Annotated in this window: 17 protein-coding genes and 1 pseudogene; 6 read left to right on the top strand and 12 right to left on the bottom strand. The window is 52.8% G+C overall.

Annotated features, from left to right (window positions below; all coding sequences use genetic code 11):
• Nucleotides 1-22 precede the first annotated feature (22 nt).
• Nucleotides 23-3910 carry a phosphoribosylformylglycinamidine synthase gene (gene purL / locus AC3Y5R_RS17500; RefSeq protein ID WP_489922373.1) on the bottom strand — a complete coding sequence of 1296 codons (3888 nt, stop codon included), beginning with the start codon at nucleotides 3908-3910 and terminating at the stop codon, nucleotides 23-25.
• A gap of 268 nt (nucleotides 3911-4178) precedes the next feature.
• Between purL and mltF the strand changes: the two genes are divergently transcribed.
• The gene (gene mltF, locus AC3Y5R_RS17495) at nucleotides 4179-5636 is read left to right on the top strand and encodes a membrane-bound lytic murein transglycosylase MltF (RefSeq protein ID WP_489922372.1); all 1458 of its coding nucleotides are present in this window, start codon (nucleotides 4179-4181) and stop codon (nucleotides 5634-5636) included.
• Here the strand turns inward: mltF and tadA are convergent.
• Genes tadA through murQ form a run of 4 tightly spaced genes read right to left on the bottom strand, consistent with a single transcriptional unit; the run spans nucleotide 5633 to nucleotide 9077 of the window.
• Nucleotides 5633-6139, bottom strand: a complete 507-nt coding sequence (tadA, locus tag AC3Y5R_RS17490; protein WP_489922371.1) for a tRNA adenosine(34) deaminase TadA — start codon at nucleotides 6137-6139, stop codon at nucleotides 5633-5635. The genes mltF and tadA overlap by 4 nt on opposite strands.
• A 40-nt stretch (nucleotides 6140-6179) precedes the next feature.
• A complete protein-coding gene (yfhb, locus tag AC3Y5R_RS17485) occupies nucleotides 6180-6818 on the bottom strand; it encodes a phosphatidylglycerophosphatase C (RefSeq protein ID WP_489922370.1) in 639 nt (212 codons plus the stop codon).
• Between the two features lie 3 nt (nucleotides 6819-6821).
• Nucleotides 6822-8174, bottom strand: coding sequence for a PTS transporter subunit EIIC (locus AC3Y5R_RS17480; RefSeq protein ID WP_489922369.1), 1353 nt, complete (start codon nucleotides 8172-8174; stop codon nucleotides 6822-6824).
• A 3-nt stretch (nucleotides 8175-8177) separates the two neighbouring features.
• On the bottom strand, nucleotides 8178-9077 hold the full coding sequence (gene murQ, locus AC3Y5R_RS17475) for an N-acetylmuramic acid 6-phosphate etherase (protein WP_489922368.1): 900 nt from the start codon (nucleotides 9075-9077) through the stop codon (nucleotides 8178-8180).
• Nucleotides 9078-9273: 196 nt separating this feature from the next.
• Between murQ and AC3Y5R_RS17470 the strand changes: the two genes are divergently transcribed.
• The 3 genes from AC3Y5R_RS17470 (at nucleotide 9274) to AC3Y5R_RS17460 (ending at nucleotide 12500) form a co-directional block, all read left to right on the top strand.
• On the top strand, nucleotides 9274-10113 hold the full coding sequence (locus tag AC3Y5R_RS17470) for a MurR/RpiR family transcriptional regulator (protein WP_158780508.1): 840 nt from the start codon (nucleotides 9274-9276) through the stop codon (nucleotides 10111-10113).
• A gap of 113 nt (nucleotides 10114-10226) precedes the next feature.
• Nucleotides 10227-11249, top strand: a complete 1023-nt coding sequence (locus AC3Y5R_RS17465) for a glycosyltransferase family 8 protein (RefSeq protein WP_489922367.1) — start codon at nucleotides 10227-10229, stop codon at nucleotides 11247-11249.
• 9 nt (nucleotides 11250-11258) lie between these two features.
• Nucleotides 11259-12500, top strand: a complete 1242-nt coding sequence (locus AC3Y5R_RS17460) for an O-antigen ligase family protein (protein ID WP_489922366.1) — start codon at nucleotides 11259-11261, stop codon at nucleotides 12498-12500.
• A gap of 1 nt (nucleotide 12501) precedes the next feature.
• Here the strand turns inward: AC3Y5R_RS17460 and rz1 are convergent, their stop codons facing one another.
• From rz1 to AC3Y5R_RS17440, 4 genes and pseudogenes are all read right to left on the bottom strand, one after another.
• Nucleotides 12502-12663 (bottom strand): lysis system o-spanin lipoprotein Rz1, encoded by a 162-nt coding sequence (rz1, locus tag AC3Y5R_RS17455; protein ID WP_489922365.1) that lies wholly within the window; start codon nucleotides 12661-12663, stop codon nucleotides 12502-12504.
• Nucleotides 12605-12757 (bottom strand): annotated as a pseudogene (locus AC3Y5R_RS17450) (lysis system i-spanin subunit Rz); the annotation flags it as partial. The pseudogene AC3Y5R_RS17450 and the gene rz1, both read right to left, overlap by 59 nt.
• Before the next feature lie 141 nt (nucleotides 12758-12898).
• Nucleotides 12899-13633: a phage holin gene (locus tag AC3Y5R_RS17445; protein ID WP_489922364.1), complete on the bottom strand. Its 735-nt coding sequence runs from the start codon at nucleotides 13631-13633 to the stop codon at nucleotides 12899-12901.
• A gap of 163 nt (nucleotides 13634-13796) precedes the next feature.
• Entirely contained in the window at nucleotides 13797-14171 is a 375-nt protein-coding gene (locus AC3Y5R_RS17440) for an antiterminator Q family protein (RefSeq protein ID WP_489922363.1), read from the bottom strand.
• 208 nt (nucleotides 14172-14379) lie between these two features.
• Between AC3Y5R_RS17440 and AC3Y5R_RS17435 the strand changes: the two genes are divergently transcribed.
• Nucleotides 14380-15012 carry a S24 family peptidase gene (locus AC3Y5R_RS17435; protein WP_489922362.1) on the top strand — a complete coding sequence of 211 codons (633 nt, stop codon included), beginning with the start codon at nucleotides 14380-14382 and terminating at the stop codon, nucleotides 15010-15012.
• An 84-nt stretch (nucleotides 15013-15096) separates the two neighbouring features.
• The gene (locus AC3Y5R_RS17430) at nucleotides 15097-15354 is read left to right on the top strand and encodes a YfhL family 4Fe-4S dicluster ferredoxin (RefSeq protein ID WP_158782711.1); all 258 of its coding nucleotides are present in this window, start codon (nucleotides 15097-15099) and stop codon (nucleotides 15352-15354) included.
• Between the two features lie 75 nt (nucleotides 15355-15429).
• Here the strand turns inward: AC3Y5R_RS17430 and acpS are convergent, their stop codons facing one another.
• The 3 genes from acpS to recO all read right to left on the bottom strand — a co-directional run bounded on the left by acpS (nucleotide 15430) and on the right by recO (nucleotide 17350).
• Nucleotides 15430-15810: a holo-ACP synthase gene (gene acpS / locus AC3Y5R_RS17425; protein ID WP_158782710.1), complete on the bottom strand. Its 381-nt coding sequence runs from the start codon at nucleotides 15808-15810 to the stop codon at nucleotides 15430-15432.
• Nucleotides 15810-16541 carry a pyridoxine 5'-phosphate synthase gene (gene pdxJ, locus AC3Y5R_RS17420; RefSeq protein ID WP_158782709.1) on the bottom strand — a complete coding sequence of 244 codons (732 nt, stop codon included), beginning with the start codon at nucleotides 16539-16541 and terminating at the stop codon, nucleotides 15810-15812. Before pdxJ ends, acpS begins: the two co-directional genes overlap by 1 nt.
• 74 nt (nucleotides 16542-16615) lie before the next feature.
• Nucleotides 16616-17350: a DNA repair protein RecO gene (gene recO / locus AC3Y5R_RS17415; protein WP_489922361.1), complete on the bottom strand. Its 735-nt coding sequence runs from the start codon at nucleotides 17348-17350 to the stop codon at nucleotides 16616-16618.

Raw genomic sequence — 17350 nt, 5'->3', positions numbered from 1 at the left:
ACTGTCGGGATTTTGCAACACCTCAGCCCAACTGCTTACGCGCATTGCGGAAGATACGCATCCACGGGCTGTCCTCGCCCCACTCTGCCGGGTGCCAGGAGTTACTTACAGTACGGAACACACGCTCAGGATGCGGCATCATGATAGTGACGCGACCACTTTCATTAGTGACCGCGGTGATACCGTTCGGGGAGCCGTTCGGATTCGCCGGGTACTGTTGAGTCACCTTACCGAAGTTGTCCACGAAGCGCAGGGCAACCAGACCTTTGTGCTCAAGCGTGGACAGGTGAGCTTCGTCACGAACTTCCACAAACCCTTCTCCGTGGGAAACCGCAACTGGCATCCGTGAACCGACCATACCGTCCAGCAGCAGTGACGGGCTGGCTGCCACCTCTACCAGGCTGAAGCGGGCTTCAAAACGCTCGGACTGATTGCGTACAAAGCGCGGCCAGGCCTCGCTGCCAGGGATCACTTCGCGCAGGTTCGACATCATCTGGCAGCCGTTACACACGCCCAGCGCCAGCGTCTGCGGACGATGGAAGAAGGTTTCGAACTCATCACGCACGCGGCTGTTAAAGAGAATGGACTTCGCCCAGCCTTCACCCGCGCCCAGCACGTCACCATAGGAGAAGCCGCCACAGGCCACCAGCGTCTGGAAATCTTCCAGGCCACGGCGTCCTGCCAGCAGGTCGCTCATATGCACATCTACCGCATCAAAACCGGCGCGGTGGAAAGCGGCCGCCATTTCAACATGGGAGTTTACTCCCTGCTCACGCAGCACGGCGACTTTCGGACGGGCACCGGTAGCGATATATGGCGCAGCAATATCTTCCTGCGGCTGGAAGGTCAGCGCGACGTTCAGGCCAGGGTCGAGATCGTTCTTCTTCGCTTCGTGTTCCTGATCGGCACACGCCGGGTTATCACGCAGGCGCTGCATCTGCCAGGTGGTTTCGGCCCACCAGGCACGCAGCGTGGTGCGGCTTTCGCTGTACACCGCCGAATCGCCGGAGGTGATAACAAAGCGGTCGCCCGTCTGAGCACTTCCCAGATAATGGACACAACCAGCGAGACCGTTATCCGCAAAGACCTGCTCAACCTGAGCGCGATCCGCAGCGGCAACCTGAATCACAGCACCCAGCTCTTCGTTAAACAGCGCGGCCAGCGCATCGTTGCCCAGAGCGGAAATATCCGCATCCAGACCGCAATGACCGGTGAAGGCCATCTCGGCCAGCGTCACCAGCAGACCGCCGTCTGAACGGTCGTGATAGGCCAGCAATTTTTCATCTGCAACCAGCGTCTGGATAGCGTTGAAGAAACCAGCCAGCTGCTGCGCGTCGCGCACATCGGCAGGCTTGTCGCCCAGCTGACGATAAACCTGTGACAGTGCCGTGGCCCCAAGGGCGTTGCCCCCCTTGCCCAGGTCGATTAACAGCAGCGCATTGTCCACCTGAGGTTGAAGCTGAGGAGTCACGGTGCGACGCACATCTTCCACGCGGGCAAATGCAGTGATTACCAGCGACAGTGGAGAGGTCATCTCACGCTGTTCTGTACCGTGCTGCCAGCGGGTTTTCATCGACATGGAGTCTTTGCCCACCGGAATGGTGATACCCAGCGCCGGGCAAAGCTCTTCGCCCACGGCCTTCACCGCTTCATACAGGCCGGCATCTTCACCCGGGTGACCGGCGGCGGCCATCCAGTTGGCAGAGAGTTTGATGCGCTTCAGCGAGCCAATTTGAGTAGCCGCGATGTTGGTGATCGCTTCCCCCACGGCCAGACGACCGGAGGCCGCAAAGTCCAGCAGCGCCACCGGAGCACGTTCGCCCAGCGCCATTGCTTCACCATAGTAGCTGTCCAGGCTGGCAGTGGTGACCGCACAGTTGGCTACCGGGATCTGCCACGGGCCGACCATCTGGTCACGGGCAACCATACCGGTCACAGAGCGGTCACCAATGGTGATGAGGAAGGTTTTTTCCGCCACGGCTGGCAGGTGCAGAATGCGTTTAACAGCATCTGCCACGGTAATGGTTTCACGAACCAACGGTTCGCCCGTGGCCTTCAGCGTGGTCACGTCGCGGGTCATTTTCGGGGTCTTGCCCAGTAAAACGTCCAGCGGCATATCAATAGGTTTGTTATCAAAGTGGCTGTCTGACAGCGACAGGTGCATCTCTTCGGTAGCTTCACCAATCACCGCATAAGGCGCACGTTCACGCTGACACAGCGCATCGAACTCAGCCAGCTTCTCAGGTGCAACTGCCAGAACGTAACGCTCCTGTGATTCGTTACACCAGACTTCCAGCGGGCTCATGCCGGGTTCATCGCTCAGGATGTCACGCAGGTTGAAACGACCGCCACGCTCACCATCGCTGACCAGCTCTGGCATAGCGTTGGAAAGGCCGCCAGCTCCCACATCATGGATAAACAGAATCGGGTTGTGTTCGCCCAGCTGCCAGCAGCGGTCAATCACTTCCTGACAACGGCGTTCCATCTCCGGGTTATCACGCTGTACGGAAGCGAAATCCAGATCGGCATCAGACTGGCCGGAAGCCATGGAAGAAGCCGCCCCACCGCCCAGGCCGATATTCATCGCCGGGCCACCCAGCACGATCAGCTTCGCGCCAACGGTAATCTCACCTTTCTGCACGTGGTCAGCACGGATATTTCCGATGCCACCCGCCAGCATGATTGGCTTGTGGTAACCGCGCAGCTCAACGCCGTTGTGGCTGTTGACCTGCTCTTCGTAGGTACGGAAGTAGCCGTTCAGGGCCGGGCGACCAAATTCATTGTTAAACGCAGCGCCACCCAATGGGCCTTCGGTCATGATATCCAGCGCGGTGACAATGCGATCCGGCTTGCCGAAATCTTCTTCCCACGGCTGTTCGAAGCCAGGAATGCGCAGGTTTGAAACGGAAAAGCCCACCAGGCCAGCCTTCGGCTTGGCGCCACGGCCGGTTGCCCCTTCATCACGGATTTCACCACCGGAACCGGTAGCCGCACCCGGCCATGGCGAGATCGCCGTCGGGTGGTTGTGCGTCTCCACTTTCATTAAAATATGCGCGTCTTCCTGATGGAAGTCGTACTGGCTGTTGGCATCAGCATAAAAACGGCCTACCTGAGCCCCTTCCATCACCGCAGCATTGTCTTTGTAAGCAGACAGCACGTGATCCGGGGTTTTCTCAAAGGTATTTTTGATCATTTTGAACAGCGACTTCGGCTGTTGCTTGCCGTCAATCACCCAGTCGGCGTTGAAGATCTTGTGGCGACAGTGCTCAGAGTTAGCCTGAGCAAACATGTACAGTTCAATGTCGTTAGGATTACGCCCGAGCTTTTCAAAGGCCGCCAGCAGGTAGTCGATTTCATCATCTGCCAGCGCCAGACCCAGCTTGCGGTTAGCCTGCTCCAGTGCGGAACGGCCCTCACCCAGCACGTCCACGCTCTGCAGTGGCGCAGGCTGGTGATGAGCAAACAGTTGTTCTGCTTGTGACAGCTCGCTGAGCACCACTTCCATCATGCGATCGTGCAGCAGAGAGGCCAGCTGTGACCACTGGGCTTCAGTTAACTGTGGCGCTTTAACATAGAAAGCCAGACCGCGCTCAAGGCGCAGAACCTGAGGCAGATCGCAGTTATGGGCAATATCAGTAGCCTTGGATGACCACGGAGAAATCGTACCCGGGCGAGGCGTCACCAGAATCAGGCGACCTTCCGGGGCGTGTTCGGCGAGAGAGGGACCGTATTTCAGCAGACGCTGTAAACGGGCTTTTTCATCAGCTGCAAGTGGTGCGCTGACATCGGCAAAATGGACGTACTCAGCGTAAATGTCGCTCACCGGCAGGTGAGCGTCCTGAAAGCGGGCCAGCAATTTAGTAATACGAAATGCCGACAGAGCGGGCGAACCACGCAGAATTTCCATCATCAAAGATCTCTCGTCAGAGCGCCGGGCGACGCTTCTTTGGGGCGCAACAGGGAAAACGGGCGGTATTATAGAGAATCCCCGCACGTTACGAAACCGTTTGCGCAGCTTTTTTCGGGCCAGGGAATTGGCTGAAAATCGCACAATACCGGATGAATTCAGTTGCGCAGGACACCTGAGTTGCGCAAAATGCCCCACGCTCAGGAACCATTATAGACAACGAATACTGCCGGTACAGACAGAGACCTGAGAGCAATCGAGAGATAACTATTTGAAACGCCTTAAAATTAATTATCTGTTTATCGGGCTTGTCACCGTGCTGCTCGCGCTGGCGCTGTGGCCGTCGATCCCATGGTACGGCGGAACGCAGGATCGGATAGAACAGATAAAATCACGGGGAGTGCTGCGTGTGAGCACGCTGAACTCTCCGTTGACTTACTACACCGTGAACAAAGCCCCGGCCGGAATGGATTATGAGCTGGCGAAGCGCTTCGCCAGTTATCTGGGCGTCAAACTGCAAATTACTGTCCGTCAGAACCTGAGCGATTTGTTTGACGATCTGGAAGATGACAAAGCTGACGTGCTGACGGCCGGATTAATTTACAACAGCGATCGTCTGTCACGCTTTCGCACCGGGCCAACTTACTACTCCGTCTCGCAGCAGCTGGTGTACCGGATGGGCAAGCCCCGTCCGCAAAACCTCGGCTCGCTGAAAGGTCGGCTGACCGTTGCGTCGGATTCGGCCTATCTTTCGACGCTGCGCAACATGAAGCAGAATCAGTATCCCGATCTCGACTGGGCAATCTCTACAGACCAAAGTCCCACTACCCTGCTGGAAGCAGTGGCGGACGGCAAGCTCGACTATACGGTGGGTGATTCAGTGTCGATTGCTCTGCTGCAGCGCATTCATCCGCAGCTGGCCGTGGCGTTCGATATCACCGAAGAAGAGCCGGTGACCTGGTATATGCCGCGCGATCAGGATGACAGCCTTGATGCCGCGATGCTGGATTATTTCAACCAGATGGGCGAAGAAGGGGCGATGGCGCGGCTGGATGAGAAATACCTCGGCCACGTCGGCACATTTGACTATGTGGATACCAGCACTTTCCTGCGCGCTATCGACGGAACGCTGCCGACCATCAAGCCGCTGTTCCAGAAATACGCCAGCGACATCGACTGGCGACTGCTGGCGGCAATCTCTTATCAGGAATCACACTGGAATCCACAGGCAACCTCCCCTACCGGAGTGCGCGGGATGATGATGTTGACCCGAAACACAGCGGAGAGCCTCAACGTCAGCGATCGAACCGATCCGGAGCAGAGTATTCGCGGCGGCAGTGAGTACCTGGTACGTATGATGGAGAAGGTCCCCGCCACCATTCCGGAAGACGAGAAAATCTGGTTCGCCCTGGCGGCTTATAATATGGGGTATGCGCATATGCTGGACGCGCGCAAGCTGACTGAAAAGCAGAAAGGTAATCCTGACAGCTGGGCCGACGTGAAGCAGCGGCTGCCAATGCTCAGCCAGAAGCGTTACTACAGCCAGACCAACTACGGCTATGCCCGTGGGCAGGAAGCCTATAACTACGTGGAGAACATCCGCATTTATCAGCTGAGTCTGGTGGGGTATTTGCAGGATCAGGAGCGAAAACTGGCGCAGCAGGCGGCGATGGAAGCAGAGCTGGGTAAAGGCTACCCGGCTGTTGAGCCGAAGATCGCGATGAACTAATCGGGGAGCTGGCCGCGCAATTTATCACGCAGTGCCTTTTTCTCTGCCCGGCGATAACGGAAGAAATCACTCAGCATCGCCGCACACTCTCCGGCCAGCACGCCTTGCTCAATCTTCACCTGATGGTTCATCCCGGGATGCCCGAGAACATCAAGCAGCGATCCTGCCGCGCCGGTTTTCTCATCATTAGCGCCATAAACCAGCCTGCCAACTCTTCCGTGCACCATCGCGCCCGCACACATTACGCAGGGTTCGAGCGTCACATACAACGTGGTGTCGATGAGCCGGTAGTTCTGCAGGATTTTACCGCCCTGACGCAGCGCCATAATCTCGGCATGGGCGGTAGGATCATGGTGACCAATAGGCCGGTTCCAGCCTTCTCCAATGACTCTGTCGCCCTGCACCAGCACTGCGCCAACCGGCACTTCGCCTTCATCCCAGGCACGGCGAGCCAGCGTCAATGCGTGGCGCATCCAGAATTCATCACTTGCGGTATTGCTCACCTGAGTCTCCAGCTACAAAATCGCGGGGTAGTATACCTGTTTACTCAAGCTGTTGCAGTTCGCCCTGCGGCGTGACCCGCCAGCGGTGCTGGCAGAAGAACAACAGAGGGTTATCCTGATTGCTGTCGCTGTAGCCGCTATAGAGCTGCAAAGGCGTGCCGATCTTCTCTTCAAGCTGGGCTACTTTCTCATGGCCCAGGCAGCGCATTGCCAGCAGGCGGCCACCCAAACCACGGCTCATCTGGCTGGCGATCAATTTCACTTTAGGTAAAAAGGCCGAGTCGAAATAGACCTGTTCAACCAGCGACTGAGGAGACCCGGTTATCAACCAGACATCGGCATCTGAGCTGTTAAGATAATCAGTCAGCCGCTGCTGCACGATGGGAAACGCTTTTACACGCTGGCGGAACCATTGTGCAAACTGCTTTTCTTTCAGTGTGAGGCTTTCCTCGCTGTGACCGAAAGTGATCGCCCACAGCAACAAGCTCATTGGCCGGCGAGCGGCCCGACCTTTCAACAGCAGCCAGCTCCCGATAACCGGCAGCAAAGGGACAACCAGCAGCAGATTCAGCGGCTGACGCCAGAGCAGATAGCGCATAAACGTGCCAAACATATCCTGCTGATGCAGCGTGCCGTCTAAATCAAAAAACACCACGCGCCGTTCCTCACCTGCTTTCAAACATTACTCCTCAGGGTCATTAAATCCCATAAACCAGGCAAACAGAAAGCCGCAGATCACCGCGGCCAGCCAGCCTGCCAGATACATCATCAACTTACCAGTGACTATGGTCAGGGCCAGCGGCAACCCGGAAATGCCGAAGGTGATCACCGTAGCCACTTTGGCAGAGCTTATAACCGCACCGCCGACCGCGCCGCCAAGACAGGCGGCAATAAAGGGCCGTCCCAACGGCAGCGTCACCCCAAAAATCAACGGTTCACCAATGCCCAGAATGCCGACCGGCAATGCCCCCTTCACCAGTTTTTTCAGCCGGGCATTACGTGTTTTCATCAGCACCGCCAGTGAAGCGCCGACCTGTCCCACTCCCGCCATCGCCAGAATCGGCAACAGCGCATTAAAACCATGAGCCTGCACCAGTTCAACGTGAATAGGCACCATTCCCTGATGCAACCCGGTCAGCACCAGCGGCAGAAAAGTCCCGGCCAGCACTGCACCAACCACCACTCCGCCACGATCTATCGCCAGCGTGGCACCGTGAGCGATAGCATCAGAAATGATCCCACCCAGCGGCTGCAGCGCCACAATCGCCAGCGAAGCAGTTATTAGTGTAGTCAGAAGCGGGTTAAGGATCAGCTCAACCGACTCTGGCAGCCACTGCCGCAATCTTTTTTCAATCCAGCACATCAGCACCACCACCAGCAGTACCGCGATCACCCCGCCTCGTCCAGGCTGTAACGCTTCACCAAACAGGGTTATCTGCGCCAGCGCCGGGCTGGAGAGGATCCCGGCCATCACCCCGCCCAATGCGACAGAACCGCCAAATACCCGTGCAGTGTTTACGCCAACCAGAATATTCATAATGGTGAAGATAGCGCTGCCAAAGATCGCTGCCAGACCGAGAAAGTTGGGATACTGGCTGGCAAAATCGCCCACAATATCCGGGCGTTTTAAAATATTTACTATGCCAGTGATCAAGCCGGAGGCAATAAAGGCTGGGATCAGAGGAATAAAGACGTTAGCAAGCTGACGCAGCGCATCGCTCATCGGCGCTTTATATTTCACCTTCGCCTGAGCCTTATTCTGGCTGACGGTATCCACTGTGGCCGGAACCTTCGCTATAAATTCCCGCATTGCCTCCACGACTTTAGAGGCTGCTCCCGGCCCGACGATAAACTGATGTTGATTGCCCTGTTTGACATAACCTTTAACACCGTCAAGCTTTCGCAACCGATCGAGGGCCAGCTGACTTTCATCATGGACCTCAACTCTGACCCGGGTCATGCAGTTCTCCAGACGGGAAATATTTTGTCCGCCCCCTACTCCCTGTAGCAGTTCTGCCGCCAGCCCATCTTTCATGGCTTATCCCCTGTCCTGAAGTGCTGCCCGTAGAAAACCATTATGTTTAACCAGTAGTGCCTTTGCCTGCAAAGCCGGGAGGCCGCTGAGAACCATCAGAATGGCCGTTTTCACTTCGTAACTGGTTTGCTTCAGCGCGGTTTCGGCCTCTTCCGCAGTGCAACCTGTTGCCTGAACAACCATGCGGCTGGCACGATCCACCAGCTTGATGTTGGTGGCCTGCATATCCACCATCAGGTTCTGATAGACCTTGCCGGTTTTGACCATCGCCCCGGTGGAAAGCATATTCAGCACCAGTTTCTGCGCAGTGCCAGACTTCAACCGGGTGGAACCGGTAAGCGCTTCCGGCCCGACAACCGGAGAGATGGCAATTTCTGCCTCACGGGCAATGGGAGAGTCCGGATTACAAGAGATGACCGCCGTCCGGCAGCCAAGCTGGCATGCGAAACGCAATGCTCCAATCACATAAGGCGTGCGGCCTGATGCCGCAATCCCCACCACCATATCCTGCGCGGTAAGATTCAGTGCCTGCAGGTCGCTGACGCCCAACTGTTCATTGTCTTCGGCACCTTCGACAGCTTTAAGCAGTGCGTCGGGACCGCCGGCAATCAACCCAACCACCAGTCCGTGCGGCACACCAAAAGTAGGAGGACATTCCGAAGCATCCAGCACGCCCAGGCGGCCGCTGGTGCCTGCGCCCATGTAGATAAGCCTGCCACCTTCGCTGAGTGACTGAGCGGCAGCATCTACAGCCCGCGCAACCTCCGGCAGGGTTTTGCGCACGGCTTCCGCCACCGTGGCATCCTGCTGATTAAATTTGCTCACCATCTCCAGCGTGGAGAGATTATCGAGATCCATTGTGTCGGCATTACGTGTTTCGGAAACCAGTGCACCAAGATTCATGCTATCCTCTCCAGAATTATTAATTCGTAAAATGGCTGAATTTTTGAATATTATATTCGCAACCGCCTGCCGATTACCCGATTTTAATCATGGAATGTGATTTACATGGCGCTAAACTGAGTGTTTATCTGACAGCCGTCTATTATCACTCCTGATAATTCAAGCTGTTGGCTTCACTACCGGGAGATTTTGTTCAATGAGTTCACTGTTGCGTATTCGTCAGCTCTATCCGACGCTGGCGCTGAACGAGCGTCGGCTGGCCGATTTCCTGCTGTCGCAACCGGACCGGGCACGCCACCTCAGCTCGCAAAAACTGGCAGAAGAGTCTGGCGTCAGTCAGTCAAGCGTAGTGAAGTTTGCACAGAAGTTGGGCTACAAAGGCTTTCCGGCGCTGAAGCTGGCACTCAGTGAATCTCTGGCCGATAAAGACGCCATCACCGTGCACAATCTGATCCTCAGTGATGATCCGCTGAAAACAGTGGGCGAAAAGTTGCTGGCAGAGAAACAGTCGGCCATCAGAGCCACGCTGGATATCAACAGTGAAGAGATGCTACTGGAAACGCTGCGGTTGCTGAAAGGAGCCAACCGCATCGTGTTGGTAGGTATAGGCGCATCAGGCCTGGTGGCGAAGGATTTTTCGTGGAAATTAATGAAGATTGGGATTAATGCGGTGGCCGAGCAGGACATGCACGCCCTGCTGGCCAGCGTGCAGGCACTGCGTGTGGATGATGTGCTGTTAGCCATTTCATACACCGGCGAACGTCGAGAAATCAACCTTGCGGCTCAGGAAGCGCAGCGTGCAGGAGCCAACGTGCTGGCCTTCACCGGCTTTACGCCGAACACGCTGCAGCAGTGCGCCACCCACTGCCTGTACACCGTTGCCGAGGAGCAAACTACCCGCAGCGCGGCTATCTCCTCCACCGCCGCCCAGCTGACGCTGACCGACCTGCTCTTTATGGCGCTGGTGCAGCGCGACCCGGAGCGGGCTTCCAGCCATATCCGGCACAGCGAGGCATTGGTGAAGAAGTTGGTTTAACAGCAGAACAACCAAAAGTGATATTACCAAATTAAGGCAAACCGATTGCTGCGTTTTGATGAGATTTAGTATACTTTGACGTTTTCTGGCCCTCATCAAGTTGGACGCATTAGATGAATGAAGGAAGTTTCGAGAGAATTATTGATGAGGCATTCCTCGATCGAAATGTGCATTCACACGTCCTGAAAGCGGCGACCGGGGGAAATTCCTCTGAATCGGAAATCAGACACGTAGTGTTAGGCGTTGATGGTGGTTTTTTGCGTCATGCATTTATTACGATCCAGTCAATTATTGAAGCCTCACCTGGCCAGATTTTCAACTTCCACCTGATTACCGGTGAAAATACCAGCAATGTGAAGGAAAATGCAGCAATCCTGCTGAATGGCAGCCCGCATGGCTTTACGTTGCATAAAATCTCTGCAGAGCTTTTTTCTGATTTCCCGACCACAGCGCTCTTCACTAAAGCCACCTATTATCGCTTACTTGCCCCGCACTTTTTACAAGGCATAGATACACTTTTGTATCTTGACGCAGATATTGTTTGTTTGAATAATTTTTCCACTCTGTGGGATTCCACCAAAACACATAATAAAACAGCGTTTGTTGCTCTTGAGAATGAAAATATTCGAGGAGAGCTGGCCAGAAATGTTGGTCTGATGACCGAAGACTACTTTAATGCTGGAGTCATGTTGATTGATGTAACTCGCTGGATCACAGAGAAAATATCATTGCAGGTATTTTCAGTACTCAGTCATAGAGGTGTGACGTTACAATATCTTGATCAGGATGCGTTAAATATTATTCTTGAAGAGAAGTTTGGTATTTTACCGAAAAAATACAACACACTCTTTAAACTGGGACATAAACCTAAAGATTATATAAGCATGCCTTCGCCTGATACAGTATTTCTGCATTATGCCGGAGCAGATAAACCGTGGCAAAAATGGAATAAACAGGCCGTATGTCAATATTATGTTAATATCTATCAACGTTCAGTCTGGGCTACATATCCTTTTGATGGACCAAAAAACGATCAGCAAGCAAAGAAAATGTACAAATTGATGTTCAGAGAGAAAAAAATACTGAACGGCTTAAAATGGTACTTTTCTTATTTCAAACTTCGTTATTTTAATTGAGCATCTGCGATGAATTTACTCAAAAGCCAGCATAAAGCGATTTACAATGCCTGTTTTTTTGCTCTGGCCATAGCGCTTACTTCAGACCTGTTTATTAAAGGTCTGCCTGAGAAAATATTTTATATCGTAAGTTATGTCAGTATAATTTTTACGGTGACTCATGTTTGGTACAACCGTAGCCAGTCGGTCGATAATCGTCCCCTGTTATGGTTCATGGTTTCACTCTTTTTAATGGCCGCTGCCAGAATGATATGGGGTGTTTGTTTCAAACACACAACTTATCAGGATATCCATGATAATTATGTAACCGGAGGCAAGCGTTTTCTGTTGGCTGCCTTTATCATTTTCTATTTTTACAAGGCCCGTAATTCATTAAACAAGACGGTCCTCACAGCAGCTATAGTCGTGATACTTGCCGGACTGGCGTACACTTTGCTTCTTGCTCTTCAGGCGCACTCTCTTACCGATCCAAGAATTAAACTGACCGCTGATGCAGCTACCACAGCGTCGTATTTGACAGTATTTGTATCATTGACTTGCCTGTACTTATCTTTCCAGAGATTTAAAAGTACACCTTTTTCGATACTGTTATTTTTTGTCATCCTTGCGATAAATATTACATTGGTAATCCTGACAGAAACACGCTCATCAGTGATTGTTGCACCACTGATGTATGTGCTGTTTTTCTTTATGAACTACAGAAAAATCAACAAAGCGATTCTTTACAGCTGCCTGGCTATTTTTATTGCGGTAATTATTGGTACCCCCTATGCCATCTGGGACCGGATGAAGGATATTAAAAGCGATATCGATAGTTATCATGTCAACAATGATACTTCTATCGGGGCGAGATTCTCTATCTGGAAATCAGGCTGGCACAGTGTCAACTTCGGTATAGTTGGACAGAATTCTGACGCTCGCACAGAAAAAGCCAGAAGCTACATTGTTAAGTATGAAAAGGATAATCCAGAAGCCTGGAAAAATGTTGCCTATCATCTGCACAATGATATGTTAGAAGTACTTTCAATACATGGCATACTTGGAATTATCGCACTGATGGCATTCTATCTGGCCGGAATTGTTTTTTCCCTTTCTAAAGCAATGCGGAGAGGAAATGGAGTGTTATTTATAATTCTGCCTGCGTTCCTGTTTGGCCTGGCGGATACGGTATTAATTCAGGGCAATACCGTATTACTGATTTGTGCCTGCCTGGCTATGATGGTGACAGCCTGGCGTGGCGAACCCAAATAATTCACATTTTATAAATGCTTCGCCAGACGATACTGAATTCCTTTTCGTTTAACGGCGTCATCAGATCCGGGGCTGGCTGCATCATCCACGCCGGTGGAGACGGGCACGGTTGTGGCTGAACAGCTGCCGGCGTACTGCAGCCTGCGCTTGCCAGCAGACACATCCCGCTCAAGCTGGCTGACAGTCTTCCTGGACTGCTCAAGCTGAGCAGCATATTTTTGATCAAGGGCGGCGATATCCTTTAAGCGATGCTGCATATCCCCCACCTGCGCTTGCTGTAATTTCAGCCGTTCGCTGACAGAGAGATATTAATGATGGTAATTAAGTGCCACTTTTATCATGGCGAAAATAATGATCAGCAGAAACAGAAATACTTTCAGGGCAATTTTAGCGTTCAGTCAGTTCATTATTATCCTCCCAGAGGCACAGAATACGTTCAGTTTCTCGCTGTTTAACCAGCCCTCGCCAGTTTTTTTATCGGCATAAATCCAGCGGCGAAACTCATAGCATGCACCAATATGATCGCCAGCATTCAGTTTACTCAACAGTGTGGAATGACTGAATGCCGTCACTCCAACATTAAATGCAAAGCTGTAAAGCGCAGCGCGCTGATAATCGTTAGTCTGAACAGCTACCAGCCGATCAACTGATTTTCTGACTTTTGCCAGATCGGCATCCAGCAGTAAATCACACTCTTTATCGGTATATGTTTTTCCGGGAATAATATGTTCACTCGTATGCCTGTCGCAGACGATAAGGATACCGGGGACATCTTTATAAGGTATATATTCCCGCCCTTCTAATCCATCCTCACTTTTAAGCAGTAATGTTGCTATTAATAATGCCCCACTGCCTGCTGCAGCGAGGAGTTTATTTCTTAACCCGGGAGATAAACCATACCTGCACTCATGAGTATCAGCCTGATATGGACACCTTTTTTCCAGCGCACTGATCTGCGCCAGCGTTGCTTTGCGCTTGTAATACCAGTTGATGATAAAAGTTAACAACCCTACAAAAACACCGGCCAGAACGCCGATGGCGCTCCATTCATCCGGACTTAATCGGGTCAGGAACCCGTTCGCTACAGAACAAGCCACGGCACCATAAGCCGCCCCTGTGATCAGTTTGCTCATCGTATATACTTATACTCCAGGACAATTGACTCCATTGTTATTGGTATTCGTATTGATTCACCTCACATAAAAGACGAGGAGGAAGTACAGAGGTTGTTTTTCTTAACAACCATGCTGCAACACTACAGCTGGAAATTCGTTACGAAAAGGTTTTTCTTAATATTTATACCCAGCGATCCATTTCCAGTTCAGCATCACTCATAATAATGCACGCATCGATAAACGTTTCTGCAATCATCAGCTGATTTCTTATTTTCCCTTCAGAGCATTTCTTCTTTCGGGCAATAGCCGATTTGGAGACATTCCACATATAATGCAGCATGATCAGTTCCACCTCATCCATTCGCCCTACTTTATTCAGCCTGGCAATGGCGGAATCCACAATCATTCCATCGCTGTCGCAGCATGAAAGACGAGATTTCCCTTCCGAAGGAAGCAGGCCTTCAAAACCCGCGGCCACCGGCGACCAGTCCAGCTGTGACCCTTCAGCTGCTGCCCAGCTGCCCCATCGTTCTAACACTTTTTGAATATCACGCATCAGAGATCCTCATTGCTCGTTTGATTCAAACTGTACATTTATACAGTCGTAATGACTTTGATAGCAATTTATACTAAAATGCATTACACGGCAAACCGCAAACGACTTGAAAGCGCCAAATTTAATGCATTATCGCATTAAAACAGGTTCAACGGGGCGAAACATGATCTTCGATCTGGACGTTTTTAACAGAAATATTAAGTACTTAATGGATAAATACGGGATCGGCAGCGTTACCGAACTTTCTAAAAAAGTGAAGCTGCAGCAGTCAACACTGCACCGGTTACTGACCGGTGAGGTGAAAGATCCCAGGTACACCACGCTGAAGTTCCTTGCTGACTATTTCAACGTTTCAGCTACCGATCTGATCGAGAGTAATCTGGAGATGATTCAGAGCGGGACGGGTATCCCTGAAGGCGAAAGTTACCTGAAACTATCGCTGCAAAAGGTTCCTGTCCTGGGGAATACCCAGCTGGGACATGGCGGTTACTGGAGTGATATGCAGTATCCCGTCGGCAACGGAGATGGCTTTTTACGTTGGCCTTCATGCGACCACGATGTCTATGCACTGAAGTGTGTGGGTGATTCGATGATGCCAAGGATCAAGGAAGGTGAATTCGTGATCGTGGAGCCTAACCAGAATTTTCATCCCGGCGATGAGGTTCTGGTGGTAACCAACTCTGGCGAGGTGATGGTGAAAACCTTTCTGTTCAAGCGTGACGGCTTTTACCACCTGCTGCCGGTCAATGAAGATCATGCGCCAATCCGCCTGGCCGTGCAGGATGTCACTAAAATGCAATATGTCGCCGGTATTGCCAAATCCTCACTCTGGCATCCGTGAGGACAAAAAAACGCCAGGTTCCGCAACAGATGTGGTAAATTATCGCCCTTCTAACGCTAAGGGCATCAGGGTAACAGTTTCAGCATGGCTTTATTAATCACCAAACGCTGCATCAATTGCGATATGTGCGAACCAGAGTGCCCTAACGAGGCGATCTCCATGGGGGCCAGCATCTATGAAATTGATGTGAACCGCTGCACCGAATGCGTGGGCCATTACGATACCCCAACCTGCCAGCAGGTCTGCCCTATCGATAACACCATCATTACTGACCCGGACCATACCGAGAGCACCGAGCTGCTGTGGGAGAAGTTTGTGGTGCTGCACCACGCTGTCTCGTGATGAGAGAGGGCGAAAAGAGTTTCGCCCTGACAATCGACTATCAGAATTGCTGTGATGCAGGCGTAGTACCGCTTCTCAGCTTTCGATAATCACCGTGGCGCAAGCATAGTGCCGCTCATCGGCCAGCGTGACGTGCACATGAGCCACGCCCAGCTTCTTTGCCACTTCCGATGCCTGCTGGAAAAAGCGCAGACCCGGCTTGCCTAATTCGTCGTTGTATACTTCGAACTGATTAAACGCCAGACCACCGCGAATACCGGTACCAAAAGCCTTGGCCGCCGCTTCTTTAACGGCAAACCGCTTGGCAAGAAAGCGCACTGGCTGCTGATGTGCCTGATACTGCGCCCACTCGTTTTCGCTCAAGACCCGTTTTGCCAGCCTGTCACCGGATCGGGAGATTACCCCTTCAATCCGGGAGATCTCCACGATGTCGGTGCCGAGGCCAAGGATAGCCATTAGCGACGTGCTTCCCGCAGCAGATCTTTCATCTCTCTGACCGCATCTGCCAGACCGCTCATCACTGCACGGCCGATAATCGAGTGGCCGATATTCAGTTCATGCATCTGTGGCAGCGCGGCAATCGGCTGGACGTTGTGGTAAGTCAGTCCGTGACCGGCATTAACTTTCAGCCCTTTCCCGTCCGCATAGGCAGCGGCATCTTTGATACGCCGGAACTCAGCATCCCGCTCCCGTCCTTCTGCTGCATCTGCATAGGCACCGGTATGGATTTCGATGTAGGGCGCGCCGGAGGCCATCGCAGCATCAATCTGCTGGTGATCGGCATCAATAAACAGTGATACCAGGATCCCGGCTTCTGACAGACGGGATACCGCTGTGGTGATTTTGTCCAGCTGCCCCGCGACGTCCAGTCCACCTTCAGTCGTCACTTCTTCACGCTTTTCCGGCACCAGGCAACAGAAATGCGGTTTGATTTCGCAGGCAATGTCGACCATTTCATCGGTGACGGCCATTTCCAGGTTCATTCTGGTCTGGATCGTCTGACGCAGGATCTTAACGTCGCGGTCGGTAATATGACGGCGGTCTTCGCGCAGGTGAACGGTGATGCCATCAGCGCCTGCCTGCTCTGAAACAAAAGCGGCCTGCACCGGATCGGGATAATTGGTACCGCGCGCATTACGGACGGTAGCAACGTGATCGATATTTACGCCTAACAATAACTCAGCCATGACGGTCCTCAGAATTATCCATCGTCCCAACAGTGTACATCGTTCCACGCCGGGACCGGTATGACCTGATCGGTTTACTCTGATTCCGGCGGTGTGTCTGCGCGTTTTTTCGGCACAAACTGGCGGAAAAGCTCCTGGCTCTTTAAGGGCTTGCCACCCAGATAGGGTTTCAGCGCGATACGGGTGAAACGTTTGGCCGCCCGCAGGGTATCTGCATCGGGAAAAGTGCGTTCAGACAGCGCCCGCAGCTGGCGCCCGGTAAACGTTTTATGGTTCAGCACCAGGCTGGCGATAAAGCCTTTTTCTTCCCGGTAGCTGTAGGTCATTCCGTCAGCCACATCTTCTCCACTTCCTGCACAGTGCAGAAAATCCACGCCGTATCCCAGGTGTCCGAGCATGGCCAGTTCAAACCGGCGCAGCGCGGGTTCCGGTGTACCAGAGGTGGCCGCCAGCTCCTGAATACAATTCAGGTAGTCGAAAAAGAGTTCGGTAAACGCGGTTTCCTGCTCCAGCACACGGGCCAGCAGTTCGTTGACGTACAGCCCACAATAGAGGGTGATGCCAGAGAGAGGGAGAGCAAGAGAGATAGGTTCAGCACCGCGCAGGGTTTTAACTTCGCCCCGGCCGCCCCAGCGAACCAGCAGCGGTGTGAAGGGTTGCAAAGCGCCCTTCAGGCTGGAGCGCTTGCCCCGCGCACCTTTGGCAAGGACGCGGATCCGACCGTAGTTTTCAGAAAACAGGTCGAGCAGAAGGCTGGTTTCGCTGTAAGGGCGTCCATGCAGGACGAATGCGCGCTGCCAGCCTTCCAC

It is taken from the genome of Erwinia sp. 009765445 (genome assembly GCF_058137865.1).
This window is presented reverse-complemented; position numbering and strand designations above follow the sequence as displayed.